This is a genomic window from Streptomyces sp. NPDC005496 (assembly GCF_042872045.1).
GTDB lineage: Bacteria > Actinomycetota > Actinomycetes > Streptomycetales > Streptomycetaceae > Streptomyces.
On sequence record NZ_JBIAJQ010000007.1, the window covers coordinates 452,400 to 478,468 of the forward strand.

Here is a 26,069-nt window from a genome sequence, read left to right on the forward strand (position 1 = left end):
GACCGCACCACGGCCGGCCGACGACCGCGCCGGACCCAGTCCGCAGATCTCAGAAGATGTCCGGGCACCACGGTCGCCTGGACGTACGCAGCAGGGCGTCGGCCAGGGAGGCGGCGCCCGCCCGTTCCTCCCGCACCCGGCCGAGCGCCGCGAGCCGCACCGCCGACTCGTCGCCCAGCCACAGGGACGCCAGCTCACGTACGTCCAGCGTGAGTTCGGCGTCCCGCGTGGTGGACGCGCAGGACGCGCCGTCCGGCGCCGCGTGGAGCAGGTACCGCCCGGCCGACAGCCCGTCCCGGTCGGTGACCTCCAGGACCAGCGACCCGGTGCCCGCGTACGTACGCGCCTCCAGCGCCCGTACGACGTCCAGGATCCGCACCCACAGCCAGTCGGCCTGCGTCGTGATCCGGGCGGCCCGGGGGTCCGGCAGGAGGTGCGGCAGCAGGTCGTCTGGGGCGCGCCAGCCCGTCTTCACGCGGGCGATCCAGTCGATGGAGCACAGGTACTCCCACAGAGCGCGCTCCGCGGCCGGCGTCACCGCGATCAGCCAGTTCACCGACGCCGTGTTCAGCGGCTGCTTCACGTCGCCCCAGTTGTCGTCCGACTCGTACGACACCATGCCCTCGACCTCGCCGGACGCCGAGCGGTACACGGCGTAGAAGGGCTCCGTCCACGGCGCGCGGTCCAGGACCAGCGCCCCGGTGTTCGCCTGCCACCAGCGCGCGTCGCGGCTGACGGCGCCGGGCTGGACGCGCCGGAGCCGGTCGTGCAGCTCGGGCCCGGCCTTGCGCACGTCCTCGCCGTCCACCAGGTCGATGCGGCCGCCGTCGGCCGGTCCCGACCAGCGCGGGTCGAGGCCCGTCCGCGGCACGTCGACCGTCCACTCCGCGGCGGTGGTCGCGGGCCCGAAGCCGTACCGCCCGTAGATCGGGTACTCGGCGGCGATCAGGGTCGCCACCACGTCCCCGCGCTCCTTCGCGGCCGTGAGGTCGCGCGCCATCATGCGGGTGAGCAGGCCCCGGCGGCGGTGGGTGGGGGTGACGGTGACGTTCGTGATCGCGTGGGCGGGTACGGCCGTCCCGCCGACGGCGGTGAGCTCCTGCGGGAACGAGCGGAACGTCGCCACGCACCGGCCGCCGTCGAAGGCGCCCAGGGTCCGCTCCGGGACGATGTACGACCCCCGGTCGGCGACCTCCCGCTCCGAGACGGCCGGCGACCGGAGGAAACCGGTGTTCAGCGCGCGGATCCAGTCGGGGATGTCGGCCTCGGTGATCGCTCGTACGTCGATGTCGTCACGATGGGTCATGAGGTCACGCTAGGTCTCCGGCCGGGCGGGTGTCGCCGGGTTTTCGCCCCGCCCGGGGGCGCCCCGAACCAGCCGGAGCGGTCCGCGTGCCGTTTCCCGGGAGCCCGGAAAGGCAGGCCCCCGGACCCCCGCCGTCAGAACGCCGCGCGGATCTCCCCGACCTCGCGGCCCGCGCCCAGCAGCGGCGCGTGGCCTATGCGGGACAGCACCGGGGCATCCACTCCCAGCAGGGCGAGCGCGCGGGACAGCACGGGGCCGAGCGCCCGGACCGAACCGTCGTCGATCTTGAAGGCGAGGGCGCGGCCGTCCGGCAGGGCCACCGCCTGGACGGCCTCGGCGCCCATCTTGGACAGCGCGCCGGGCACCTCCCGCATCAGCCAGGTGTCCGGGCGGCGGGTGCCCGCGACGTACTCGGGGTGGGCGCGCATCGCGTCGGCGACCCGGCGCTCGGCGGTACCGGGCGCGGCCAGGACGAAGGAGCGGAAGGCGCGGGCCAGGCCGGTGAGGGTGACCGCCATCAGCGGGGCGCCGCAGCCGTCCGTGCCGAGGGCGGCGACCCGCTCGCCGGCCGCCTCCTCCACGACGGAGCGGATGAGCTGCTGGAGGGGGTGGGCCGGGTCGAGGTAGGACTCAAGCGGCCAGTCGCGCTGGACGCACACGGCGAGCATCGCGGCGTGCTTGCCCGAGCAGTTCATGGTCACCCGGTCCCGGACCCCGCCCGCCGCCAGGTACGTCTCGGCCTCCACGGGGTCCAGCGGCAGGTCCGCCGGGCACTGGAGCTGCTCGGGCCGCAGCCCGTGCTCGGCCAGCATCTTCAGGACGAGGTCGCGGTGGAAAGGCTCGCCCGAATGGCTGGCGGCAGCCAGCGCGAGGCGCTCGCCCCCGAGGTCGAGGCCCGCCCGCAGGACACCGGCCGCCTGCATCGGCTTGTTGGAGGAGCGGGGGAAGACGGGCGCCGTCACGTCTCCGAGAGCCAGCTCCACCGAACCGTCCGCGGCCAGCAGGACCAGGCTGCCCCGGTGGCGGCCCTCAACGAAGCCGGAACGGACGACCTCGGCGAGGACGGGGGGTATGGCGGGGACGGACATCAGCGGCGGCCTTCCGGGGCGGGACCCGCCCCGGCGACGGCGGAGCGCGCTCCACGGGCGCCCGGTCGGGGCGCAGGGGTCACTCCGGCCGGGGGCACCCGGGATCACCGGGGCCGCCGCGTCACATGAGCAGGTCGTCTACTTGTGCTTCTCCCTCACGGTACCTGCGGGCGATCTCCGCGCTGCAATCGTCCGCGGTGCGCTGGAGCCGCTGGCGCCGCCGGGAGACCTGCTGCTCGTAGCGGACGAGCCGCCCCATGCCGTCGTTCAGCTCCTCGTCCGTACGGGCCTCCAGGTCCGACAGCTCGACCTCGGACAGCATGTCCGCGGCCAGCCGCCGGTACTCCTCGCCGTGCGGGGTGCCGACCGTCACATGGCGGGCGGAGGAGCGGTGCCGGGCGGGCGCGTCGGTCAGGATCTCCGGGAGCCGGTCGACGAGCGAGGGCACCGCCACGAGCCCGGGCGGCGCCGGAAGGCCCCCGCGGCGCGCGAGTTCGGCCCGCAGGATGTCGATACGGCCCTGGAGCAGCCGCCGTACGTAGCTGAGGTCGGCCTCGTCCCGCTGGGCGTCGCGGCGCAGCGTGCGCAGCTCGGGCAGGCCCAGCACCGCGAGATCCGGCTCGGGCGGGTCCACGGCCAGCGGGCTGTCGGTGCGCTGCGCGGGTGGCCGCGGGGCGGCGCCCGTCTCCGCGGCGACCCCGGGCGGGCTCGTACGGGTCGATGACACGGTCCCGGGCGGTCGCCCGGTGCTGCTCGGTGTGCTCATGTGCCTCTGCCGTCCCCTCGACCGGTGCGGTCCACCGCGTATGAGCTTCGCGGTACACGCATGGTGCCACCCCATGGGCCCGCTATGTGACCGAGTGCCCCCGATCGGCCCCGGATGGGGGGTTCGAACCCCCCGGAAATCACGCGAAGGGCCCGCACGGCATGATGGTCGGCATGCGAGCGGTGGTGCAGCGGGTGGACGGCGCGAGTGTCGTCGTGGACGGGGACGACGGACCGGAGACGGTCGGCGCGATCAGCGGAGAGGGACTGTGCGTCCTGGTGGGGGTGACCCACGACGACACCAAGGAGAAGGCGGCCCAACTGGCCCGCAAGCTCTGGTCCGTCCGGATGCTGAGCGAGGAGCGCTCCTGCTCGGACATCGACGCGCCGCTGCTGGTCGTCAGCCAGTTCACGCTCTACGGCGACGCCCGCAAGGGCCGCCGTCCCACCTGGAACGCGGCGGCCCCCGGGGAGGTCGCCGAGCCCCTGGTGGACGAGGTGGTCGCCCAACTCCGGGCGCTGGGCGCCACGGTGGCGACGGGCCGGTTCGGTGCGCGGATGCGGGTCTCGCTGACGAACGACGGCCCGTTCACGGTCCTGCTGGAGATGTGAGCGGACGCGGGGCGGTCTACGGCTCCACGACGACTTCCTGGGCCGCCGCCGTGGTGTCGGCGAGGAGCCGCGCGTCCAGCGGGACGTTCCGCTTCACCAGCGCCAGCGCGATGGGACCGAGTTCGTGGTGGCGTACGGCCGTCGTCACGAAGCCGATCTTGCGGCCGTCGGGGCCGTCGTCCGCGAGACGCAGCTCGGTGCCGTGCGGCGGCAGGTGGACCTCGCTGCCGTCCAGGTGCAGGAAGACCAGGCGGCGCGGGGGCTTGCCCAGGTTGTGGACGCGGGCGACGGTCTCCTGGCCGCGGTAGCAGCCCTTCTGCAGGTGCACGGCGCTGTCGATCCAGCCCAGTTCGTGCGGGATGGTGCGGTGGTCGGTCTCGAAGCCGAGCCGCGGCAGGTGGTGCTCGACGCGCAGGGCCTCGTACGCCAGCAGGCCGACCGCCGGGCCGTGCGCGCCGGTGTCCGCCGCGAACGCCTCCAGGTCGGCCCGCGGCAGGAAGAGGTCCCGCCCGTACGGCGTCTCCCGCACGACGACGCCCTCCGGCGCCTCGGCGATGGAACCCGCGGGCAGGTGCACGACCGCGAACTCCTCCGTCCGGTCGGCGACTTCGACGCGGTAGAAGAACTTCATGGACTCCAGGTACGCGATCAGCGCGTCCTGCGTGCCGGGTTCGGTGTGCATCCACACCGTCTCGCCGTCGTCGACGAGGTACAGCGCGTGCTCGATGTGGCCGTGCGCGGAGAGGATCAGCGCCTCGGTGGCACGGCCGGCGGGGAGGTCGCTGACGTGCTGGGTCAGCAGCAGGTGCAGCCAGCTCAGCCGGTCGTCGCCGGAGACGGCGACGACACCGCGGTGCGAGAGGTCGACGAAGCCGGTGCCGTCGGCGAGGGTCCGCTGTTCGCGGAACAGATCGCCGTAGTGGGCCGCGACACCTTCGTCCACGCCCTCGGCGTCGACGGCGCCGGGCAGGGTCAGCAGGGGGCTCTTCATACGCCTAAGCCTACGACTTGGTAGTTGAAGTCTTGAGTGTGCAGTTCTCGCAGCGTCCGAAGATCGCGAAGTGCTTCATGTCCGTCTCGAAACCGAAGGTGTCCCGCAGCTTGGCGGTGAACTCGGCGGCCACCTCGATGTCGGCCTCGATGACGTTCGTGCAGTCCCGGCAGACCAGGTGGATGTGGTGGTGGCGGTCGGCCAGGTGGTACGTCGGGGCACCGTGCCCGAGGTGCGCGTGGCTGACCAGACCGAGCTCCTCCAGGAGCTCCAGGGTCCGGTAGACCGTGGAAATGTTGACCCCCGACGCCGTCTTCCTCACCTCGATGAGGATGTCGTCGGGGGTCGCGTGCTCCAGGGTGTCCACGGCTTCCAGGACAAGCTGGCGCTGCGGCGTCAGACGGTAGCCGCGCTGCCTCAGGTCGCTCTTCCAGTCGGTGCTCACCACACCAGAGAGTCTAGGTCTACTTGAAGAAAGCGATCCCGTCGTCCGGCATGTCATCGGGGAGGGCCTTGGCCCAGCGCTCGACGTCCTCCGGGCTGACGACCTTCTTGAGGTGCGCCGACATGTACGGGCGGAGCTCGACGTCGGGGGTCTGCTTCTCGCCGACCCACATGAGGTCGCTCTTCACGTAGCCGTACAGGCGCTTGCCGCCGCTGTACGGGCCGGAGGCGGCCGTCCGGGCCACGGCGTCCGTGACCAGGTCGATCTGCGGCTTCTTGTCGGCCAGCTCGCCGTACCAGATCTCGACCACGCCGTCGTCGCGGGTCATGACGACCTCGACCTTGCGGCTGCCGTCGATCCGCCAGAAGCCGGACTCGCTCTCCAGCGGCCTGACCTTGTTCCCGTCGGCGTCGAGGACCCAGGTGTGCGAGTGGTACTCCAGGAAGTCGCGCCCGTCGTGGCTGAAGGAGACCTCCTGCCCGAAGTTGCACTTCTCGGAGCCGGGGAAGTCGTGGACGCCCGCGCCCGCCCAGTCGCCGAGCAGGAAGGCGAGCGGGACGAGGTCCTTGTGGAGGTCGGACGGGATCTCGATCATGAGCAGCTTTTCGTCGGGGGCGTCTGGGGCGTCGCGGAGGTCGGGGGACGGCGCGGGGTCAGCGCTGGCCCTGGTAGAGCTTCTTCACGGTCAGCCCGGCGAAGGCGAGGACGCCGACGCAGACCAGGACCAGCAGGGCTTCGAAGAATGCCTCAAGCACGGGGTGCTCCTCGATTGAGCGGGGTGGAAGTACAAGAGCCGGGTCCCAGCTTAGTGGGCGGGGACCCGGCTCTCTCTGTGAGGTCGCCCTCGGCGGGGTCAGCCCAGCAGCTGGCTCTGCAGGGTCACCGTCTGCTGGAACGGCGCGGCCTCGGCGTGCCCCTTACGGGACTGCACGATCAGCGCCATGGTGTCCCCGGCGGACAGGTACGCCTGCCTGACCTGCTCCGGGCCGTACGGCTTCGTCTCGGTGTAGACCGTGCGGCGGACGTCCTCGACGCGGGCGGCTGGGGGGTAGGCGTCGTCGGTGCCGGATTCGGTGGCGCCGCGCACGGCGTACTTCGGGGCCCGGAACGCGGTGAGGCCGTCGCCCCGGTAGACGTTCTCCTCGACGGCCGCGGTGCCGAACTGCAGCAGGTAGATCCGCGTGTGCGTGCCGTCCGGCGTGGTCCAGCCGCGGGCCGCGACGTGCCGCAGACCGTTGTCGACGAGGGTCTGGGCGAACTCCTCGCGGTCCTCCTTCGAGGCGTACTCCGCCAGGAAGTCCTTGGTCGGCAGCCAGCCGTCCTCGCCCTTCAGCGCCGGGTCGACCTTGGCGCCGCGGGGCGCGGGCAGCAGCAGTTCGCGCAGGTCGGCGAAGTGGGCGCCGGCGAGGTTCTCCTCGGCGAACGGCCGCGGGCTGCCCTGCGGCAGCGGCGGACGGGTCAGCCGCGGGTAGTCCCAGCGGCCGTCCGACTCGGTCGCGAGACCGGGCACGTCCGTGCGCTCCATCCGCGTGATGCCGTACGCCGTGGAGGCGCCGAGCGCGGCGAAGACGGTGACGGCGGCGGTCCAGCGCAGGACGGCCCGCAGCACCCTGCGGTCCTTCTTGACGGCCGGCGCGGGGGACGGTTGCCCCTCCGCGTACGCGGCGGGCGGGAGCCCGGGCATCGGCGGAGCGGCGAGAGGCGCGGGCTGCGGCGCGGGCGCCTCGACGGCCGGCGTCCCCGTCGCCCCGGCCGGCGTGGGCTCCCCGGTCGCGGGGGCCTGCCGTACGGTCGTCTCCGTGCCGACGACCTGCTGCTCGGTCATACCGCCTCCCCCGGGTCGCTGACGAGGTCGAGCTGCTTGCGGAGCAGTTCGGCCACGCCTTTCTTGTCCAGCGACTTGGTACCGGTCGCCGTGGCGCTGATCAGGATGTCGCCCTCGTAGGCGGAGCAGACCATCATGTCGAGCTTCTCGTCCGCGTCGGTGGGCGGCAGGAAGCACTGGGCGTTCTTGTGGCCCTCGATCTTCGGTCCCTTGCGGAAGACGCGCAGGGCGTCGAAGAAGTCCTGCTGGGCGGTGGCGACGGAGCGCACGGCGCCCCTGCTGCCCATCTGCGACAGCACGACGTCGACGACGAAAAGCTTGTCGCCGTCGAACGAGGACCCGGGGCTCGCGGTGCCGAGGTAGCTGCGCATCGCCACACCCTTGATGCGCTGCCTGTCGATCTCCCGCTCCAACTGCCGGCGCTGGGAGCGCGGTAGGCCCTTGATCGACTCCTTGCGCAGCTCGGTGGCCTGGCGGCCGCTCAGCTCGGCGTCCGAACCGAACTCGCCCATGTCGGGGCCGCGCCCGTAGCCGCTGCTTTCGCCGTAGGGCAGGAGCAGGCTGCCGAGGCCGGTCTTGTGGGCCTCGGCGGGCTTCTCGTCCGTCACCGCCTTCGGGAACCGCCACGCCGGCCGGCCGGCATCGCGGTCGGCGTCCTGCACGGTCACGACGGTGTACCCGGTGCCGCCCAGGACCGCGAGCAGCAGGACACCGGCACCGGCGAGCGCGGCGATACGACCGCGCCGCCGGGGCGTGCGGGGTGCCGGCTGCGCGTCCGGGGCGGGCTCCGCCGCACCGGGCGCGGCGGCGTCGACAGGCGCGCCGGCCTCGGTTTGCTCGGCGTCCGGTGTGGGGGCCTCTGCCACCGCGGCGTCCGGTGCGGCTGCCTCGGGTGCCGGGACCGGTGAGGGTGACGCCTGTTCCGCCGGAGCCGGGGGGACCGCGGGAGCGGGGGCCGGTGCGGCGTTCGCGGGCTGTACGGGCTCCTCGGGCCCGTTCCGGTCGTCGGTCACAGCCGCTCCATCTGCCGCTTGGCCAGGTCCATGATCTTCTTCTTGGGGATCGGCTTCGTGTCGTAGATGTAGATCTCCAGCGCCACGTCGCCACGCCAGGCGTGCGCCTCGGCCGAGTACATGGGTACGTAGCCGGGCTCGGTCTCGGGCTTGGTGTCGACGTAGACCTCGCCGTCGCCGGTGCCGGGGATGGGCCAGCTGTCGGCGCCGCTCTTGCGGCCCGCCCAGTAGTGGCCGTTGTCGGCGGAGCCGAGGGCCTCGGGGGCCTCCTCCTGGCGGAACTGCACGAGTCGGACCTCGACGAAGCGGCTGGAGTCCTCGCGCCAGCCGACGACGGCGGCGCGGCGGAACTCGTCCTCGTAGGACCGCTCGAAGGCCACCTCGGGCTTCTCGAAATTCTCCGCGTAGCCGGCCAGGCTCATCCAGCTGTCGTCGCCGTGTTCGCCCAGCGGGTCCCGCGCCCCCTTCGGCCGCTTCACCAGCAGCTTGCGCAGGTCGCCCTCGGTCTTGACCCGGCGGTCCTGCGCGGCGGACAGGGGCTCGACCTCGCCCTTGGCCTGCGCGATCTTCGGCTGCGAGAGCGAGGGGAGGGCGGTGGGCTCGCGGTCCGCCTGCACCAGGTAGCCGGCGCAGGTGCCCGCGACGACACCGAGGACGGCGGCGGCGGCGATGAGCAGGGTGGTGCGTCCGCGCCGCCGGGGGCGCGGGCCGGGCGTGACGGCACCGGCCTCGCCGGGCGCGGCGGGCCCGTCCGCCGGGGCCGCCGCGACGGGCGGGACCTCGTCGGAGGGCACGGCGCCGGGCGCGTGCGGCTGCGGTGAAGGTTCCGGTGTCTGGCCGGGTCTTTCCGGCACTCCGGATTCCTCAGGTGATCGGGGTTCTTCCAAGACGTCCCCCCACAGAACGTGAAGCACGGATTCCGTATCCGCGCGCACAGGAGACCCATGGCTGATGCATGGAGTTGTACGGAACTTGATCACGATTCGGACTACGATTCGGCCATGGCGAAAAAGCTCGTGATCAAGGTGACCGCGGGGGCCGACGCCCCCGAGCGCTGCTCCCAGGCGTTCACGGTCGCGGCGGTGGCCGTGGCCAGCGGCGTCGACGTGTCCCTGTGGCTGACCGGTGAGTCCGCGTGGTTCGCCCTGCCGGGCCGGGCCGCGGAGTTCGAGCTCCCGCACGCGGCCCCGCTGCCCGAGCTGATCCACTCGATCATGTCGGCCGGCCGCATCACGCTGTGCACGCAGTGCGCGGCCCGCCGGGACATCGCGGAGAAGGACGTCATCGAGGGCGTGCGCATCGCGGGCGCCCAGGTGTTCGTGCAGGAGGCGATGGCCGACGGGACGCAGGCGCTCGTCTACTGAGACACCCCCGGGGGGCCGGGCCGTGTCCGGCCTACGGCTGCCGGCGGCGCTTCCCGTCGAGTTCGTCCCACCACTCGTCGGACGTGGCGTCGCCCGAGGGGTCGTCCCACCAGCGGTCCTCGGGCCCGCGCCGGTTGGCCACCATCGCGGCCACCGGCGGGATCACCATCGCGACCACGCACATGCCGACGGCCACGGGAACGGACCAGAGCCGGACGACTCCCCAGGCCAGGACGAACAGGCCGATGCACGTCGCCATGAGGGCGAAGTAGGCGTGCCGCCGTCGCGCGTACATACGTCCAGCGTAGGACGGGAACAGCCGAAGGGCCGCACCCCGAGCGTCCAACCCTGGGGTGCGGCCCTCCGGCCGTTCATGTGGTCTCGTCAGACGGCGATCGCGACCTCGGCGAGGCCACCCGTCTGCGCGACGACCGTGCGGTCCGCGGTGCCGCCGGGGACCAGCGCCCGGACGGTCCAGGTGCCCTCGGCCGCGTAGAAGCGGAACTGTCCGGTCGCCGAGGTCGGGACCTCGGCGGTGAACTCGCCCGTCGAGTCCAGGAGCCGGACGTAACCGGTGACGGGCTCGCCGTCGCGGGTCACCTGGCCCTGGATGGTGGTCTCACCGGGCTTGATCGTCGAGGCGTCGGGGCCGCCGGCCTTCGCTCCACACATATGTTCTGTCCTTCGGGTGATGAGAGGGGTCGCGGAGGCCGCGGGTTACTTGTTGGCGCCGAGCTCGATCGGCACGCCGACCAGGGAGCCGTACTCGGTCCAGGAGCCGTCGTAGTTCTTGACGTTCTCGACACCGAGCAGCTCGTGCAGCACGAACCAGGTCAGCGCGGAGCGCTCGCCGATGCGGCAGTACGCGATGGTGTCCTTGGCGAGGTCGACCTGCTCGGCGGCGTAGAGCTCCTTGAGCTCCTCGTCCGACTTGAAGGTGCCGTCGTCGTTGGCGTTCTTCGACCACGGGATGTTGCGGGCGCTCGGGACGTGGCCCGGACGCTGGGACTGCTCCTGCGGCAGGTGGGCCGGGGCGAGCAGCTTGCCGGAGAACTCGTCGGGCGAGCGCACGTCGACCAGGTTCTGCGAGCCGATCGCGGCGACGACGTCGTCACGGAAGGCGCGGATCGCGGTGTTCTGCGGCTTGGCCTTGTACTGCGTCGTCGGCCGGCTCGGGACCTCGTCGACCAGGTCACGGGAGTCGAGCTCCCACTTCTTGCGGCCGCCGTCGAGCAGCTTCACGTTCTCGTGGCCGTAGAGCTTGAAGTACCAGTAGGCGTACGAGGCGAACCAGTTGTTGTTGCCGCCGTAGAGGACCACCAGCGTGTCGTTGGCGATGCCCTTCTCCGACAGGAGCTTCTCGAAGCCCTCCTGGTCGACGAAGTCACGGCGGACCGGGTCCTGGAGGTCCTTGGTCCAGTCGATCCGGATCGCGTTGCGGATGTGGTTCTTCTCGTACGCGGACGTGTCCTCGTCGACCTCGACGACGGCCACGTTCGGGTCGTCCAGGTGCTCCTGGACCCAGTCGGCGTCTACCAGGACGTCGCTGCGGCTCATGCTCGTTCTCCTCCGGGGCAGTTGCGGCGGGGCTGTGCGGTGGGGCGGCGTGCGCGGTACACGGTCACGACAGCGGTGGCGTACGCGGCGCACGAGGGGCCCTGACGGGGATGGCCGAGGGCCGGGAATGCGGAAGTACGCGGACTTCCGCTCAGAAGGTGCGACAGAGCATGGCGGCGACGCGGCACAGGTCTACTGCCCGCCGCTTCGTGAGATCCGCCTGTCGCTTCATGACTGCGATCGTAGGGACGGACGGGCGCGGATGTCACCGGTGTGTCGCATTATGAGACGCGATCGTCCGTGATGTGGGATGCGGAGCCCTGCCGCGTCCGTGTCGCCCCCATTTCCCGGGCCCGCGGCGGCCGTCCCCGCTGCCGGCCGGACCGGGCATCTCGCTCTTCGGACACCAGTCCCAACGCGCCGGGGGACGGAGCGCCGTGCCTCTCCCGGGCGCCCGGCTGGCCTAGCCGACGAGCCGGACGTTCGAGCCCTTCACCTTGATGTCGACGCCGTTCTCGGCGGCCTCGACCTTGTCCAGCTCGACGCCGCCGGGGAGTTCGTCGATCTTCTGCTGGAAGTCGGTTATGGCGCGGATCTTGCCCTCGGCGAGTTCGACGCCGAGCTTGGGCAGCGAGTCGGCGTGCACCCGCACCTTGTCGCCCGACACGCTGACCGAGCTGAGCACGGCGACCGGCTGGGGCAGCTTGGCGCCGAGGACGGTCGCCTCGACCTTGACCTTGATCTTGCCGTTCCCGCCGTCCGAGAGCCCGACGACCTTGGCGGTGACCCCGGGAGCGACCTGCACCGGCTCCGACTTGGCGGCCTTCAGCAGCTCGTCGTAGGCGATGGTGGCGGTGCCGGTGGCGCTGTCGGCGGTGGCCGAGCTGTAGTCGCCGCTGAACTCGACGCCGTGCATCTCGGCGTTCAGGTCGTCGATGCGGATCGAGTCGCCCGCGGCGCCCGTGCCGTCGGTCGAGGCCTGGTAGTTCTTGATGCCGATCTCGACGTCGTCCAGTTCGCCGCCCGCGACCTGGGTCAGGAACGGGAAGCCCTTGATGGACACGTCGGGGGTCTCGGCCAGGCTCTCACTGCTCTTGATCCGGTCGGCCGCCTCGTCCTCGGCGAAACCGACCGCGACACGGTCCGCGATCACGAAGAGACCGCCCAGGATCACGGCGACGATCAGAAGTATTCGCAGTGCGCGCATGCTCGGTGTTCCCCCAGTCGGCGGCCGGCCGACGACCTGGCCGGCCGTCCAGCGTGAGCCTAATCCCGCGGGGCCCCGGATCGGAGGGCCCCGCGGAGTTGTCGATCAGCTGTGACGAACGCCCCTACTGGCCGAGGGCGCGGCCCAGCAGGTAGACCGCCGGGGCCGCCGCGGTGAGCGGGAGCGCCACACCGGCCGTCATGTGGACGAAGCGGGACGGATAGTCGTACGAGGCGACCCGGTGGCCGATGAGCGCGCAGACACCCGCGCCGAGGCCGAGGAACGCGCCCCCGGTGCCCAGGTGCGTCAGTCCGCCCACCGCGATGCCCGCACCGGCGGCGGCCAGCAGCGCCACGACCACCGAGGCGGCCGTGGGCAGCGGCAGGGCGCGGGCCAGGACCGCGACGGCGACCGAGGCGGCGCCGACGGTCACGGCGTCCGGCTCGGCGGCGAGATGGCCGGTCGCGACGATCGCCAGAGCGGCCGAGACGACCGTCGCCATCAGCCCGTACATCCGGGTGTCCGGGTCGGCGTGGCTGCGCAGCTGGAGCACGAGGGTGAGCAGCACCCAGACCCCGAGCGTGCCGAGGATCGCAGCGGGCGCGTTCTCCCGCCCTGCCGCGAACAGGGCGGCGTCCGCGGCCAGCGCACCGGCGAACGCCAGCGCGATGCCCTGCCGGGCCGGCCACATGCCGTTCAGCCGGAACCAGCCGGCCGCGGTGACCGCCTGGAGCAGCACCAGCGGGACGGCGAGCGCGTACTGCCCGACCGCCGCGCCCCCGGCCAGCAGCAGCCCGAGCAGGGCGGTCAGGGCGGCGGGCTGCATCCCCGGCTCGATGATCGGCGATCGGCCCTCGGCCCTGGCCCGCTGGGCGTCGGTGATGCGGGCGTTGCCGGTGACGGTCGGCGGCCCGTAGCCGGGGGCGTCCTCACCGGCGGCCGGCACGGCCGCGCCGACGGGCGGGACCGGTGCGGCCGGGGCGGCCGCGGCCGGCTCCTGGTGGGCGGGACCGTAGCCGGACCCGGCGGACCCGTACCCGGGCCCGTCGGAACCGGTCCACTGGGCGCCGGGGTCCGCGGCGCCGGTCCAGCGGCCGTCGGAGGGGGCCCCGCCGTTCCACCGCTCACCGGGGTCGCCCGCGTCGCTCCACGCGCCGGCCGGGGCCTCGGGCGGCAGCGGCTGCCCGGCCGTGCCGTACGGGGACGGCACGGCGTACCCCTGCGGCGGCAGGTAGGCGGTGTCCGCGGCGGCGTGGGGCTGCGTCTGGGTCTCCCAGGTCTGGCCCTCCCACTGCTGCGTGTACTGGTGGGACTGCTGCGCCTCGTCGTACCCCTGCTGCCCGGGCCAGCCGGACTGCTGCGGGGCCGGAGGCTGCTGCTGAGCCTGCTGGTACGGGTCGTACCCCTCGTACGGGGGTTCGTACGGCTCGTAGGGCTGGTTGCTCATGCTCTCGGTCACCCTCCTGCGAACGGCGGGAGCACCTCGACCGTGCCGCCCTCGGCCAGCCGTACCGTCTCATGTGCGCGGGTGCCCACCGGGTCACCGTCGATGAGGAACGAGCACCGCTTCAGGACCCGGACGAGTTCGCCGGGGTGTCGCTCGCGTGCCGCGTCGAGCGCCTCGGCGAGCGTGCCCGCCTCGTACGGCTCCTCGGCGACGCCGGCCGCGGCCTTGGCGGCGGCCCAGTACCGCACCGTGCCCTTTGCCATCTGGTTCCTCGATCAGTGATGAAGTCGGCGCCGGCGTCGTCGATGACACCGGCACCGCCAGGCTAGCCCGCGTGCCGCGCGACCCAGCGCCCGATACGGGCCAGCAGCTCGTCCCCGGCCGCGTTCTCGGCGTGGCCCATCCCGTGCTCCAGCCACAGTTCGGCGTTGTCTCCGGCCGCCTCGGCCAGCATCTTGGGGTGGTCGACGGGGAAGTAGCCGTCTCGGTCGCCGTGCACGATCAGCAGCGGGGTGGGGGCGATCCGCGGGACCGACTCGACCGGGGACGGCGGCACCGGGTCCCACTCGCGGTGGTGGATGCGGGTGCGCAGTCCCACGCGGCCGACGACCCGGCCCACCGGGCGGGTTACCAGCCAGTGCAGGCGCCGCATAGGGGCCGTACCGCGGTAATACCAGCGAGCCGGGGCACTCACCGCCACCACGGCGTCGACGCGCGCCTCCGTGCGCCCCTCGTGCTGCGGAACCGCCGCGGCCTCGTCCGCCCCGGCATGGCGCAGGACCACCGAGCCGCCCATCGAGAAGCCGACGGTGGCGACCCTGGTGTGCCCGAGTTCACGTGCCCACGCCACCGCCGCCGCGAGATCGAGGACCTCGCGGTCGCCGACCGTGGAGCGGCCGCCGGAGGCCCCGTGGCCTCGGAAGGAGAACGTCACGACGGCCGCGTGACCGGCGAGGACGTCCGCCGCGCGGCGCAGGTGCGGGCGTTCCAGATCGCCCGTGAAACCGTGCGCGACGACGATGACCAGCTCGTCGGAGGTCCCCCTTCCGGGGGTGTACGCCGCGTCGATGCTGACGCCGTCGGAGGTGCGCAGAAACCTGCGCAAAGGGGTGCGGGCGCCTGTCTCACCTGGTGGAATTCTGTGAGATCGCGTCACACGACCTGCCGTACCTGAGCTCATGTGGGCTATTCTGCTGGGCAGAGGACTCGGGCAGAGAAGCCCCCGGGTCCTTTTGTGCTTTCCGAAGCGTTGTATACGAAGCCGGTATACCAAAGCGTTTCGGATCCGGTGCAGCGGATTCCTGGGCGCGGGATCCGCATCGCAGTACGAAGCAGTGCCGCAGACTCCCCCACCGCCCCCAAGGCGTGGGAGGTGCCCCCATCAGGGACCGAGGAGGAACCAGACGTATGGGCGAGCGAACCGTGCACGAACGTAGGACGACCCAGGCAGGTGGGGCGCGATGAGTTCTCTGCTGCTCCTGACCAACGCCCTTCAGCCGTCGACGGAGGTGCTTCCCGCTCTCGGCCTGCTCCTGCACACCGTGCGCGTGGCTCCGGCGGAAGGGCCCGCGCTGGTCGACACCCCGGGTGCCGACGTCATCCTCATCGACGGGCGCCGCGACCTCCCGCAGGTCCGCAGCCTGTGCCAGCTGCTGCGGTCCACCGGGCCCGGCTGTCCGCTGATCCTCGTCGTGACCGAGGGCGGCCTCGCGGCCGTCACCGCCGACTGGGGCATCGACGACGTCCTCCTCGACACCGCGGGACCGGCCGAGGTCGAGGCACGGCTGCGGCTGGCCATGGGCCGCCAGCAGATCGTCAACGACGACTCCCCCATGGAGATCCGCAACGGCGACCTCTCCGTGGACGAGGCGACGTACAGCGCCAAGCTCAAGGGCCGGGTCCTGGACCTGACCTTCAAGGAGTTCGAGCTCCTGAAGTACCTCGCGCAGCACCCGGGCCGCGTCTTCACCCGTGCCCAGCTGCTCCAGGAGGTCTGGGGCTACGACTACTTCGGCGGCACCCGCACGGTCGACGTCCACGTCCGGCGGCTGCGCGCGAAGCTCGGTCCCGAGCACGAGTCGCTGATCGGCACCGTCCGGAACGTCGGCTACCGGTTCGTCACCCCGGAGAAGGCCGACCGGACCGCCGCGAGCCCTTCCCGGCCGGGCGCGGCCGAGAGCGAGCAGAAGGCCGGGCCAAAGCCGGACGAGGCGGACGAGACGGCTCACCTCGACGCCGTGGCCGCCCCCGAGGTCGCGGCGGCGGCGCAGGAAGCGGCCGTACGCCCTGCCCAGAGGTAGGTCCATCCGCGTAGACTCCGCCCGTGGCCAAGGTGACTCGGGATGACGTGGCACGACTGGCGGGTACCTCCACCGCCGTCGTCAGCTATGTCATCAACAACGGACCCCGGCCGGTCGCCCCGGCCACGCGCGAGCGTGTCCTCGCCGCGATCAAGGAGCTGGCGTACCGCCCGGACCGGGTCGCCCAGGCCATGGCCTCGCGCAAGACCGAGCTCATAGGCCTGATCGTCCCGGACGCGCGCCAGCCCTTCTTCGGGGAGATGGCGCACGCGGTCGAGCAGGCCGCCGCCGAGCGCGGAAAGATGGTGCTCGTCGGCAACTCGGACTACATCGCCGAGCGCGAGGTCCACTATCTGCGGGCCTTCCTCGGCATGCGGGTCTCCGGGCTGATCCTCGTGAGCCACGCCCTGAACGACAACGCCGCCGCGGAGATCGAGGCCTGGGACGCCCGGGTGGTCCTGCTGCACGAGAAGCCCGAGGCCATCGACGACGTCGCCGTCGTCACGGACGACACGGGCGGCGCCCAGCTCGCCACCCGCCACCTGCTGGAGCACGGCTACGAGTACGTCGCCTGTCTGGGCGGTACGGCCGAGACGCCCGCGGTGGGCGACCCCGTCTCCGACCACGTCGAGGGCTGGCGGCGCGCGATGCAGGAGGCCGGCATCCCCACCGAGGGCCGCCTCTTCGAAGCCCCGTACAACCGCTACGACGCCTACCAGGTGGGCCTCGAGCTGCTGGCCGGGCCCGACCGTCCGCCGGCCATCTTCTGCTCCACCGACGACCAGGCGATCGGCGTGCTGCGGGCCGCCCGCGAGCTGCGCATCGACGTCCCCGGCGAGCTGGCCGTGGCCGGCTTCGACGACGTCAAGGAGGCGGCGCTCACCGACCCGCCCCTGACGACCATCGCCTCCGACCGCTCCGCGATGGCCCGCGCCGCCGTCGACCTCGTCCTGGACGACGGTCTGCGGGTGGCCGGATCGCGGCGGGAGCGGCTGAAGCAGTTCCCGTCCCGGCTGGTCGTACGACGGTCCTGCGGCTGCGAGTAGAAGCGGGGACCCGCGGGGCCGGTCACGGCCGTCCGCGGATCCCCGGGTACTCCTAGAACAGCAGGTTGTACTGGTTGAATCCGGTGCCCAGGCTGATCCGCGTGCCGAACAGGCCGCTGGACGCCTTGTTGGTGCCCGGGTAGAGCCAGAGCGTGCCGCCGGAGTCGCGGGCCATGACGTCGGCGACGCCGTCGCCCGTCACGTCGCCGTTCGCCACGTACGAGGTGAAGTTCCAGCCGGTACGGGCCTGGATCCGCGCGGACCACGGGGTGTGCTCCTGCTGGGTGCCCCGGTAGAGGTACAGGACGCCCGAGCTGTTGCGGACCAGCAGGTCGGCCCGGCCGTCGCCGGACAGGTCGCCGTGACCGAAGATCTTCACGTTCTTCCAGGCCCGGTCGACGACCTTGACGCGGGGGTAGAACTGGCCGGTGCCCTTGCCCGGGTACAGGTAGACCGAGCCGTCGGCGTCCACCGCGACCAGGTCGGGGCGGGCGTCACCGGTCATGTCGCCGGGGACCGCGTACGACTTGTAGCCGCCCCACACCGAGCTGATCTGCATCCAGGTGTACTCGCCGGAGGCGTGGTCCAGGTACTCGCGGTAGATCTTGCCGTCGGTCTTGTCGCGGACGATCCAGTCCTGGAAGAAGTCGCGGTCCAGGTCGGCCTGAAGGCCCCAGCTGATGCTCTCCCAGCCGCCGCCCAGGTACTTCCGCTGCGCGAGCGAGGTGCCCTTGCTGTCCTGCTCGAAGAGGCCGCCGGAGGGCGTGCGGGCCAGCAGGTCGGCGCGCCCGTCGAACGACTCGTCCGTGTCGTCGATGCGCGGCTGGGCCGCCCAGGTGTACGACGAGACCTTGGTGAACACCGGGTAGGCGCCCTCGGCGGTGCAGCCGGCGACACCCCACGAGACGATGCCGACGATCTTGCCGCCCAACACCACCGGGCCGCCGGAGTCACCGTTGCAGGGGCTCTTGGTGCCCTCGTCCGTGCCCGTCGCCGGGGTGCCCGCGCAGAACATGGAGCCCTCGACGAAGTCGTCCTCGCCGAGCACCGAGCGCATCGCGGAGTCGCAGGTGGCGTCGGCGACCATCGGCAGGTTCACCTTGCGCAGCGTCGCCGACAGGTCGGCGTCGGCGGCACCGGAGGTCAGGCCCCAGCCGTAGACCGTGGCCTCCTGCCCCGGGGTGTACCAGGGCGTGTCGTTGGCCGCCGCCAGGCGCATCCAGGGCTGCTCCAGCGGCCGGTCGAGGGTGAGCACCGCGATGTCGTTCTGAATGGTGTCGGGGTTGTAGCGCGGGTGGTTCCACTGGCGCCAGACCCCCGCGACGGTGCCGGTCGTGTCGTCGAGGAGACCGGCGGTGCCGGCCACCACGGCGCCGTTGCCGACCCAGTCGAGGCCCGCGACGCAGTGCGCGGCGGTGAGGACCTTGTTCGGGGCGACCAGGGTGCCGCCGCAGAAGTAGCCGTCGCCGGTGGCCGGGTCGTAGTAGGAGAGCTGGACCATCCACGGCGCGGACGAGATGCCGGTCGTGCTGCCGCCGATGATGAACGGGGTCTTCCGGGGCGTCTTCTCCGGGGTCGCCTGGTCCTGGACGGCCTTCAGGTAGCGGGCGCGCAGCTCCGCGTCGGAAGCCACCGGCGCGGGGGCCGCGGGCTGGGCGAGGCCCGCTTCGGGCAGTCCGGGCGGGGCGTCGGCGGCGGTGGCGGGCTGCGCCGCGAGGACGCCGGCGCAGCTCAGCGCCAGCGCGAGTGCGGCCGCGGGAAACGCCGTGGCGGGGCGTCTCAGACGGGCGCGCAGGGCACGTATCACTCAGGGCTCCTGGGTGGGTGTCGCCCGGGCCCTTCGAGACGTACGGGGCCCGGAAAAGGACTGACGGGACCCGAGAAGGGCGTACGACGCACCGGCCCGGACCGCGCGTGGCGATCGGGCGAAACCGCGGAGCCCCCCTCCGGCGCGGTGATCGTAGGCCGCGCGCACCACCGGGCACACGGGCCGCACGGCGGGCAGACAAGTATTCGTCCGGCGCGTCCCGTGCCATCGCGCCCACGCAACCCGCCGTTTCCCCGGGCGTCTTTATATCGGGCATACGAGGTTCTGTCGGGCTTCTCAGCGGCCCCTCAGGGAGCTCTCATGATGGGGCGCGAGTCTGCTTTCCATGACCGAGAGCTTCCGCCGCAGCGGCGAGTACGAGCACCCCCAGCAGGGCGACCAGTCCGGGTACGTCCAGGGCGACCAGCCCGCGTACCCCCGGCAGCAGCACGCCTCCTCCCCCGTCGACCCCGAGTGGCCGCCCCCGCCGGCCTACGAGCCCGGCACTCCGGTCGCCGTCGCGCCGGGCACCACGGTGTGGCCGGGCGCGGGCCACCAGAGCGGCGGCCACGGCGACGGCGGCGCCTTCGGCGGGCACGGCAACCCCCCGCCCTCCCCGCCGGTCCCCGGTGCCGGGCCCGCCCCGGCCCCCGGACGGCGGGCCCGGGGTCCGCTGGGCCTGCTCGCCGCCGTGGCGATCGCGGCGGCGGCCGTGGGCGGCGGCACCGCGTACGCCTTCCAGGAGCTGACCGGCCCGGACACCGTGGCGACCAGCCCGAGCACCAACGTGGTCCCCGCCGCCAAGAAGGGCACCGTCGCCGGGGTGGCCTCGGCGGTCAGCCCGAGCATCGTGGAGATCAGCGCCACCTCGAACGCGGGCCGGTCCACCGGCTCGGGCGTGATCATCACCTCCGGCGGTGAGATCGTCACCAACAACCACGTCATCTCCGGCGCGTCCTCGATCAAGGTGACGACGAGCAAGGGCAAGACCTACACCGCGAAGGTCGTCGGCACCGACAGCAAGAAGGACCTCGCGCTGATCGAGCTGGAGCACGCCCCGTCCGGCCTGAAGGCGGCGAGCCTCGGCGACTCCTCCGCCGTCCAGGTCGGCGACCAGGTCGTCGCGATCGGCTCCCCCGAGGGCCTGACCGGCACCGTCACCAGCGGCATCGTCTCCGCGCTCGACCGCGACGTCACCGTCTCCACGGACGAGAGCCAGGGACAGCAGGGCGGCGGCAGCGGCCAGTGGCCCTTCGAGTACGGCGGCCGGGAGTTCAACGGCGACACCGGCTCCTCCACGACGACGTACAAGGCGCTCCAGACGGACGCCTCGCTGAACCCGGGCAACTCCGGCGGCGCGCTGATCGACATGAACGGCAACATCATCGGCATCAACTCCGCCATGTACTCGGCCGCCTCGGACTCCTCGTCCGGCTCGTCGGACGCCGGCAGCGTCGGCCTCGGCTTCGCCATCCCGGTCAACACAGTCAAGGCCGACCTGGACACCCTGCGTGCCGGCGGCTCGGACAGCTGAGCCGCCCCCGTCCGGGGACCGGCCACCTCAGGAGGTCGACATGATCACGCGTGCTCCGTTCCGGCAGGTCGTCCACTCCGCGGCGGGCGGTGACCCGGCCGGCCTGGGCCTGGCCCTCGCCGTCGCCCGAGAACTCCATCCGCCCCTCGCGCGGGCCCCCGAGGTGGCCCCGGCGGCCGCCCGGCCCGTCCGCGCGAACCGCACCCGCCGCCGTACCGCCGCGCGGGCCTGACCGGCAGCCGCGGCGCCGCGCGGGCCCGCCCCCGCCGACGTGCCGGGCGGCTGCACGCGCCGCCCGGTCCTCGCACCCGGCCGGCCCTGCGGAAGCGGCCGCCGACGTGCGAGGCTGAAAGTCCCCGCACCCGCCGTCCCATCGCACCCGAGGAACAGAACGCCGATGAGCCCCGCCGAAGGCGACCGTGAACCCCAGCGCATCCTGATCGTCGACGACGAGCCCGCGGTGCGCGAGGCGCTCCAGCGCAGCCTCGCCTTCGAGGGGTACGGCACCGAGGTCGCCGTGGACGGCGCGGACGCCCTGGAGAAGGCCATCGCCTACCAGCCCGACCTGGTCGTCCTCGACATCCAGATGCCCCGGATGGACGGCCTGACGGCGGCCCGCCGGATGCGCGGCGCGGGCACGACCACGCCGATCCTCATGCTCACCGCCCGCGACACCGTCGGCGACCGCGTCACCGGACTCGACGCGGGCGCCGACGACTACCTCGTCAAGCCCTTCGAGCTCGACGAGCTCTTCGCCCGCATCCGGGCACTGCTGCGCCGCAGCTCGTACGCGGCCACGGCGATCGGCACCCCGGAGGACGACGCGCTCACCTTCGCCGACCTGCGCATGGACCTGGCGACCCGCGAGGTCACCCGGGGCGGACGGCAGGTCGAGCTGACCCGCACGGAGTTCACGCTCCTGGAGATGTTCCTCGCCCACCCGCGCCAGGTCCTCACCCGCGAGCAGATCCTCAAGGCCGTCTGGGGCTTCGACTTCGAACCGAGCTCCAACTCCCTGGACGTGTACGTGATGTACCTGCGCCGCAAGACCGAGGCGGGCGGCGAGCCGCGGCTCGTCCACACGGTGCGGGGCGTGGGCTACGTACTGCGCTCGGGCGGCGCCGAGTGAACCGAGTCCTGCGCCGGTTCCGGTCCCTGCCGATCCGGTCCCGGCTCGCCCTGCTGGTCGCGGCGGCGGTGGCCTTCGGGGTGGCGGCGGTGTCGGTGACGTGCTGGTTCATCGTGCGCGGGAAGCTGTACGACGAGATCGACGAGAACCTCCACTCCGTGAACGCGCCGCTGGAGAAACTCGACGTGGCGAGCGTGGCGAGCGACTGCCCCGCGGAGCCGTCCACGACCGTGCCGGGCGGTCCGCGGGGCAGCACGTACTACAGCCAGCTGGTCAAGGCGGACGGAACGGCCTGTGTGTTCCCGCTCTCGGTCGGCTCGGTCGAGGTCACCGACGGCGACAAGGCCGTGGCGAAGGACCCCTCGCCGGGCCTGGAGAAATACCGCAACGGCACCGACAGCGAGGGCAGGCCCGTCCGGGTCATGACCGTGCCGGTGATCGTGCAGGGCCCCGGCGGCCAGGCGATGGCGCGCGACACGGCCCTGCTCGTCGCGGTCCCCCTCAAGGACACCCAGTCCACCCTCAACGAACTCGCCCTGCTCCTCCTCCTCGTCTCCGGTATCGGTGTCGTCGGTGCCGGGGCCGCCGGGCTCGCCGTGGCCCGGGCCGGGCTCAGGCCCGTCGACAAGCTGACCGAGGCCGTGGAGCACGTCGCGCGGACCGAGGACCTCGCCGTCCGCATCCCGGTGGAGGAGGACAGCGAGGACGAGATCGCCCGGCTGTCCCGCTCGTTCAACTCGATGACCGCGTCGCTGGCGAACTCCCGGGAGGTGCAGCAGCAGCTGATCGCGGACGCCGGCCACGAACTGCGCACGCCTCTCACCTCGCTCCGTACCAACATCGAACTGCTCACCCGCAGCGAGGAGACGGGCCGCGCGATCCCGCCCGCCGACCGCAAGGCGCTGCTCTCCTCCGTGACCGCGCAGATGACCGAACTGGCCGCGCTGATCGGCGATCTGCAGACCCTCTCGCGGTCGGAGTCGGCCCAGTCGGGGGACCGCGTGCAGGTGGTCGCGCTGCGGGACGTCGTGGACGCGGCGCTGCGCCGGGCCCGGCTGCGCGGGCCGGAGCTGACGATCTCGGCGGACCTCCACCCCTGGTTCGTACGGGCGGAGCCGGCCGCGCTGGAGCGGGCGATCGTCAACGTGCTCGACAACGCGGTGAAGTTCAGCCCCGGCGGCGGCACCGTCGAGGTCGCGCTCGACGGCGGCGTCCTCACCGTCCGGGACCACGGCCCCGGCATCCCCGCCGACGAACTCCCCTACGTCTTCGACCGGTTCTGGCGCTCGCCCTCGGCGCGGGCGCTGCCCGGCTCGGGCCTCGGCCTGTCCATCGTGGCCCGCACCGTCCAGCGGTGCGGCGGAGAGGTCTCGCTGACCCCGGCGGAGGGCGGCGGCACCGTCGCGACGGTGCGGCTGCCCGGCGCGCCGACACCCCCGCCGGAGACTCCCTAGGCACCGTTCGGCCCCCAACTGGGCACGCGGGGAACTGCGTTGCCGCCGCACGCGTCTCTTTGGTACGAATGATCGGCCATTGCCGAGAAAACGTGTCTGATGAACGTGACTGTCAAAGGCTTTACGGGGGCTGGAATGACAGCTTGGGACATCGATCCCGTCGGCGTGCAGGCCACGCTGACGACGACGGGCGAGGCGGGCGGGGACCTGGAGAAGGCCGCCACCTCGCTGGTGACGAACATGGCGAGCGCGGCGTCCTCGGCGGGGACGGCCGTGCCGGGCGGGCAGTTCAGCGGGCCGATGGTCGGCCCGGTGCCGGCCGGCACCCCGCGCGTACCGGTCGGCCCGGTCGCCGCCGCGCTGAGCCAGTACCTGGAGGAGCGGCAGAAGAAGCTCGCCTACATGGCGCAGCGGACCGTGAACTCCCTGAAGGGCGCGGTGGCGGCGACCAACGCCTACAACCAGGGTGACCTGGACATGGCCGCCGAGGCGCAGGCGGCGGCGCTGAAGGAACCGAAGATCGATCTGCCGGGCGCTCCCGCGGGCGGTGCCAAGTGAGCGACCAGACGGCACTGAACCCGGCGGAGATACCGAAGTTCACCGGAAATCTGGAGCAGCTGGAGAAGGACGTCTCCGCGCTGAGCACGGACGCGTTCAACCTGTGGGACGCCGGATCGCAGATCGACACCCGCTTCAAGGGGCTGTCCGCGTACTACGAGGCGCCCGAGGCGGAGAAGCTGTTCGCCACCACCGCCCCGGTGGCCAAGGCGGGCGACGAGCTGTGCACCGAGGTGGGCACGGTCGCCTCGGCGCTGAGCGCCTACGCGTCGGAGATCCGGCCCATCGTCGCCAAGTTCGAGAGTCTGCGCCATGACGCGGCGGCCTTCGCGAGCAGCATCGCGGACGACGACGACTGGCGCGAGGACGCCGACCTGGTCGACGAGAACAACGCCCGGCGAGGCGAGGTCAACGCGGCCTGGGCGGCGTTCCAGGCGGCGGAGCGCACCTGCTACGGCAAGATCGTCGCCCTGATCGGCGGGGCCCCGCTCACCGTGAACGACGGGTCCAACAAAGAGGGCATGTACGGCTACCGGGCCGAGGACCTGAACAACGCCCAGGGTCTGCCCTGGGGCGACCCGGTCGAGGAGTCCACGCCCTGGTACCAGATCCACGAGCACCTGTGGGACTTCACCAAGGGCTTCTTCGTTGACGGCGTGTGGGGCACGATCAAGGGTCTCGGCACGCTCGTCGGCTTCGACGGCTGGGACGCGGCGGGCCAGGCCTGGACGGGCCTCGGCAAGCTGCTGACCGGCCTCGTCATCACCGGCATGCCGATCGTCGGCACCGCCTACTGGCTGGTTCCCGACGACAAGCTGCCGTCCTGGCTCCGGGACTCGCGCACCGCGGTCGTGGAGACCGGCAAGGCTCTGATCGCGTACGACGAGTGGGGCAAGAACCCCTCGCGCGCGGCCGGTGCCGTCACCTTCAACGTGCTCACCACGGTCTTCACCGGCGGCACGGGCACGGCCGCGAAGACCGGCGCCATCGCCAAGGCCATCTCCTTCGCCGGCAAGGCGGGCCGCATCGTCGACCCGATGACGTACGTCGCGAAGGGCGTCGGCGTCGGCATCACGCGGCTCGGCGACGTGATGGCGAGCCTCAAGGCCGTCACCAACGGCACGTACATCAAGCTCGCCGACAGCACGTTCAAGATCACCGACCAGCCGCTGAAGATGGACGACCTGCCCGCGGGCCTGACGCCCGAGAACACGGTCCGCATGGAGACGCCGAAGGGCGAGGTCGTCTTCCTCGACACCAAGACGCTGGTCATGCACAACGCCGACGGCACCGTGCGGGAGTCCCTCGCGGACATCGCGCACGAGGGCACGGCCGCCGAGCGCGCCACCTCCGAGCACGGGGCGACCCCCGGCCGGGACGGCGAGCTGGTCGGCGTCGGCGCGCACACCGCCGACACGGCCGGCACGGTCGGGCGGGGCGGCGACCCGGTCGGCACCGGCGGGACCGGCTCCCACCTGCCCGGCGGCCACGGCACCGACACGCTGCCGCCGCGCACGGGCGGCCACGGCACCGGCGGGACGGGCGGCACCGGCGGCTTCGACGGCCTGGACGACCTCGGCCGCGGCGGCGACGACGGTCTCGGCGCCGGCACGCACGCGGACGACACCGCCGGACCCGCCGGCGGCGACCCCACCCCCGGCGAGCCCCAGGGCGGGCGGCCGGCGGAGGGCACCCCGCGCGAGATCATGCAGCGCCACGTCGACCTGGCCAACAACGACCCGGCGTGGTTCAAGGAGCACTACCGGTCCAACGGCTACCGCCGGTTCGCCGAGGAGGAGGTGTTCGGGCAGCGCCTGCCGACCCTGGTCCCCGACCCCGCCAACCCCGGCAAGTGGATCTCCAAGAGCGACCTGCCGCCGGCGATTCCCGCGAAGTACGTCGACACCGGTTTCCCGTCCGGCGCTCGGACGACCATCCCGTCCGACACCCTGCACCAGCTGGACAACTGGGCGCACAACCGCCAACACGCCATCACGGCCGACAACACCGCCGAGGCGAACCTCGAGGCGGCCGAGAAGGCCTACAAGGCCAACCCCACACCGGAGTTGGAGGCGGCCCGGGACGCGGCCGAGGCCGCGCACTCGCCGCTGCACGGCGACATGCTCAAGCAGAGCGAGCTGTTCGGTGAGAACGTCGCGGAGACGCACGCGATCCCCGAGCACTACCCCAACGCGACCCGCGTGGACGACGGCGCCTTCGGCAACAACCGCTTCGACCAGGTCTACCGGACGCAGGACGGCCGGTACGTCGTCGTCGAGGCGAAGGGCTCGACCACGGCCCGGCTCGGCGATCGCACGAGCCACCTCGGCAACCGGGTCCAGCAGGGCACCCGGGAGTACTTCCAGACGATCCTGCACGAGATGGAGAAGCGCGCCCAGACCTCGAACAACGTGGACGAGATGGCCCTGGCGCAGGACCTCCGCCGAGCACTCAAGAACGGCGACGTGGACTACGTGCTCGTGAAAGCCGATGCCACCAAGGCCGGAACGTACGCTGGCTATGAGATGAAGCAGTTCGATATCGGCAAGCCCGGGAGCAACTGATGCCCACACACGTGCCACGTCAAGAGTTTCCGGGCGGCGATCCCACCCGGATCATCG

Annotated in this window: 28 protein-coding genes; 10 read left to right on the plus strand and 18 right to left on the minus strand. The window is 72.4% G+C overall.

The annotated features are described in order from the left end of the window. Positions 1-49: 49 nt before the first annotated feature. From ACFYQQ_RS23760 to ACFYQQ_RS23770, 3 genes are all read right to left on the minus strand, one after another. Positions 50-1,306, minus strand: coding sequence for a GNAT family N-acetyltransferase (locus tag ACFYQQ_RS23760; RefSeq protein ID WP_355793426.1), 1,257 nt, complete (start codon positions 1,304-1,306; stop codon positions 50-52). A 134-nt stretch (positions 1,307-1,440) separates the two neighbouring features. Then, positions 1,441-2,394 carry an asparaginase gene (locus ACFYQQ_RS23765; RefSeq protein ID WP_388905033.1) on the minus strand — a complete coding sequence of 318 codons (954 nt, stop codon included), beginning with the start codon at positions 2,392-2,394 and terminating at the stop codon, positions 1,441-1,443. 121 nt (positions 2,395-2,515) lie between these two features. Then, the gene (locus tag ACFYQQ_RS23770; RefSeq protein ID WP_356242937.1) at positions 2,516-3,160 is read right to left on the minus strand and encodes an AmfC protein; all 645 of its coding nucleotides are present in this window, start codon (positions 3,158-3,160) and stop codon (positions 2,516-2,518) included. A 173-nt stretch (positions 3,161-3,333) separates the two neighbouring features. Here ACFYQQ_RS23770 and dtd point away from each other — a divergent pair, with 173 nt between their 5' ends. Further along, positions 3,334-3,771: a D-aminoacyl-tRNA deacylase gene (dtd, locus tag ACFYQQ_RS23775; protein ID WP_355792674.1), complete on the plus strand. Its 438-nt coding sequence runs from the start codon at positions 3,334-3,336 to the stop codon at positions 3,769-3,771. A 16-nt stretch (positions 3,772-3,787) separates the two neighbouring features. Here dtd and ACFYQQ_RS23780 read toward each other — a convergent pair whose 3' ends face one another. From ACFYQQ_RS23780 to ACFYQQ_RS23805, 6 genes are all read right to left on the minus strand, one after another. Further along, entirely contained in the window at positions 3,788-4,762 is a 975-nt protein-coding gene (locus ACFYQQ_RS23780; RefSeq protein WP_355792671.1) for a folate-binding protein, read from the minus strand. 10 nt (positions 4,763-4,772) lie between these two features. Next, positions 4,773-5,210 carry a transcriptional repressor gene (locus ACFYQQ_RS23785; RefSeq protein WP_355792668.1) on the minus strand — a complete coding sequence of 146 codons (438 nt, stop codon included), beginning with the start codon at positions 5,208-5,210 and terminating at the stop codon, positions 4,773-4,775. A 16-nt stretch (positions 5,211-5,226) separates the two neighbouring features. Further along, a complete protein-coding gene (locus ACFYQQ_RS23790; RefSeq protein ID WP_355792665.1) occupies positions 5,227-5,802 on the minus strand; it encodes an FABP family protein in 576 nt (191 codons plus the stop codon). A 258-nt stretch (positions 5,803-6,060) separates the two neighbouring features. Further along, positions 6,061-7,032, minus strand: coding sequence for a hypothetical protein (locus ACFYQQ_RS23795; RefSeq protein WP_388905034.1), 972 nt, complete (start codon positions 7,030-7,032; stop codon positions 6,061-6,063). Next, a complete protein-coding gene (locus ACFYQQ_RS23800; protein ID WP_388905035.1) occupies positions 7,029-8,045 on the minus strand; it encodes a hypothetical protein in 1,017 nt (338 codons plus the stop codon). The genes ACFYQQ_RS23795 and ACFYQQ_RS23800 overlap by 4 nt, the downstream gene beginning before the upstream one ends. Then, complete coding sequence (locus ACFYQQ_RS23805; RefSeq protein ID WP_388905036.1) at positions 8,042-8,899, minus strand: hypothetical protein; 858 nt, start codon at positions 8,897-8,899, stop codon at positions 8,042-8,044. Before ACFYQQ_RS23805 ends, ACFYQQ_RS23800 begins: the two co-directional genes overlap by 4 nt. Before the next feature lie 147 nt (positions 8,900-9,046). Between ACFYQQ_RS23805 and ACFYQQ_RS23810 the strand changes: the two genes are divergently transcribed. Beyond that, the gene (locus ACFYQQ_RS23810; protein WP_356169635.1) at positions 9,047-9,409 is read left to right on the plus strand and encodes a DsrE family protein; all 363 of its coding nucleotides are present in this window, start codon (positions 9,047-9,049) and stop codon (positions 9,407-9,409) included. A gap of 31 nt (positions 9,410-9,440) precedes the next feature. On the opposite strand, the gene ACFYQQ_RS23815 is transcribed toward ACFYQQ_RS23810, so the two are convergent. From ACFYQQ_RS23815 to ACFYQQ_RS23850, 8 genes are all read right to left on the minus strand, one after another. After that, positions 9,441-9,704, minus strand: a complete 264-nt coding sequence (locus ACFYQQ_RS23815; protein ID WP_355779619.1) for a DUF3099 domain-containing protein — start codon at positions 9,702-9,704, stop codon at positions 9,441-9,443. An 89-nt stretch (positions 9,705-9,793) separates the two neighbouring features. Continuing rightward, complete coding sequence (locus tag ACFYQQ_RS23820) at positions 9,794-10,081, minus strand: DUF1416 domain-containing protein (RefSeq protein WP_054232391.1); 288 nt, start codon at positions 10,079-10,081, stop codon at positions 9,794-9,796. A 45-nt stretch (positions 10,082-10,126) separates the two neighbouring features. Continuing rightward, complete coding sequence (locus tag ACFYQQ_RS23825) at positions 10,127-10,966, minus strand: sulfurtransferase (RefSeq protein ID WP_355779616.1); 840 nt, start codon at positions 10,964-10,966, stop codon at positions 10,127-10,129. Between the two features lie 151 nt (positions 10,967-11,117). Next, on the minus strand, positions 11,118-11,198 hold the full coding sequence (locus ACFYQQ_RS23830; protein WP_350310325.1) for a putative leader peptide: 81 nt from the start codon (positions 11,196-11,198) through the stop codon (positions 11,118-11,120). Positions 11,199-11,429: 231 nt separating this feature from the next. Next, on the minus strand, positions 11,430-12,173 hold the full coding sequence (locus ACFYQQ_RS23835; RefSeq protein ID WP_355779614.1) for a DUF2993 domain-containing protein: 744 nt from the start codon (positions 12,171-12,173) through the stop codon (positions 11,430-11,432). 124 nt (positions 12,174-12,297) lie between these two features. Further along, on the minus strand, positions 12,298-13,620 hold the full coding sequence (locus ACFYQQ_RS23840; protein ID WP_356242924.1) for a hypothetical protein: 1,323 nt from the start codon (positions 13,618-13,620) through the stop codon (positions 12,298-12,300). Between the two features lie 8 nt (positions 13,621-13,628). Continuing rightward, a complete protein-coding gene (locus ACFYQQ_RS23845; RefSeq protein ID WP_355793193.1) occupies positions 13,629-13,883 on the minus strand; it encodes a MoaD/ThiS family protein in 255 nt (84 codons plus the stop codon). 62 nt (positions 13,884-13,945) lie between these two features. Further along, positions 13,946-14,800 (minus strand): alpha/beta fold hydrolase, encoded by an 855-nt coding sequence (locus ACFYQQ_RS23850; protein WP_355793195.1) that lies wholly within the window; start codon positions 14,798-14,800, stop codon positions 13,946-13,948. A 280-nt stretch (positions 14,801-15,080) separates the two neighbouring features. On the opposite strand from ACFYQQ_RS23850, the gene ACFYQQ_RS23855 reads away from it, so the two are divergent. Both ACFYQQ_RS23855 and ACFYQQ_RS23860 read left to right on the plus strand, forming a co-directional pair. Beyond that, positions 15,081-15,920: a response regulator transcription factor gene (locus ACFYQQ_RS23855; RefSeq protein WP_355793197.1), complete on the plus strand. Its 840-nt coding sequence runs from the start codon at positions 15,081-15,083 to the stop codon at positions 15,918-15,920. Between the two features lie 23 nt (positions 15,921-15,943). Continuing rightward, positions 15,944-16,966 (plus strand): LacI family DNA-binding transcriptional regulator, encoded by a 1,023-nt coding sequence (locus tag ACFYQQ_RS23860; protein WP_356169643.1) that lies wholly within the window; start codon positions 15,944-15,946, stop codon positions 16,964-16,966. A gap of 52 nt (positions 16,967-17,018) precedes the next feature. Here the strand turns inward: ACFYQQ_RS23860 and ACFYQQ_RS23865 are convergent, their stop codons facing one another. Further along, on the minus strand, positions 17,019-18,773 hold the full coding sequence (locus ACFYQQ_RS23865; RefSeq protein ID WP_355793436.1) for a trypsin-like serine protease: 1,755 nt from the start codon (positions 18,771-18,773) through the stop codon (positions 17,019-17,021). A gap of 346 nt (positions 18,774-19,119) precedes the next feature. On the opposite strand from ACFYQQ_RS23865, the gene ACFYQQ_RS23870 reads away from it, so the two are divergent. The 6 genes from ACFYQQ_RS23870 (at position 19,120) to ACFYQQ_RS23895 (ending at position 26,012) form a co-directional block, all read left to right on the plus strand. Continuing rightward, positions 19,120-20,307: a S1C family serine protease gene (locus ACFYQQ_RS23870; protein ID WP_388905037.1), complete on the plus strand. Its 1,188-nt coding sequence runs from the start codon at positions 19,120-19,122 to the stop codon at positions 20,305-20,307. A gap of 40 nt (positions 20,308-20,347) precedes the next feature. Then, on the plus strand, positions 20,348-20,539 hold the full coding sequence (locus ACFYQQ_RS23875) for a hypothetical protein (protein ID WP_388905038.1): 192 nt from the start codon (positions 20,348-20,350) through the stop codon (positions 20,537-20,539). Positions 20,540-20,704: 165 nt separating this feature from the next. After that, entirely contained in the window at positions 20,705-21,436 is a 732-nt protein-coding gene (locus ACFYQQ_RS23880; protein ID WP_355794427.1) for a response regulator transcription factor, read from the plus strand. Continuing rightward, the gene (locus tag ACFYQQ_RS23885; protein WP_388905039.1) at positions 21,433-22,890 is read left to right on the plus strand and encodes a sensor histidine kinase; all 1,458 of its coding nucleotides are present in this window, start codon (positions 21,433-21,435) and stop codon (positions 22,888-22,890) included. The genes ACFYQQ_RS23880 and ACFYQQ_RS23885 overlap by 4 nt, the downstream gene beginning before the upstream one ends. Before the next feature lie 135 nt (positions 22,891-23,025). Beyond that, a complete protein-coding gene (locus tag ACFYQQ_RS23890; RefSeq protein WP_356169655.1) occupies positions 23,026-23,448 on the plus strand; it encodes a DUF6507 family protein in 423 nt (140 codons plus the stop codon). Next, on the plus strand, positions 23,445-26,012 hold the full coding sequence (locus ACFYQQ_RS23895) for a hypothetical protein (RefSeq protein ID WP_388905040.1): 2,568 nt from the start codon (positions 23,445-23,447) through the stop codon (positions 26,010-26,012). The genes ACFYQQ_RS23890 and ACFYQQ_RS23895 overlap by 4 nt, the downstream gene beginning before the upstream one ends. The last annotated feature ends 57 nt before the right edge of the window (positions 26,013-26,069 follow it).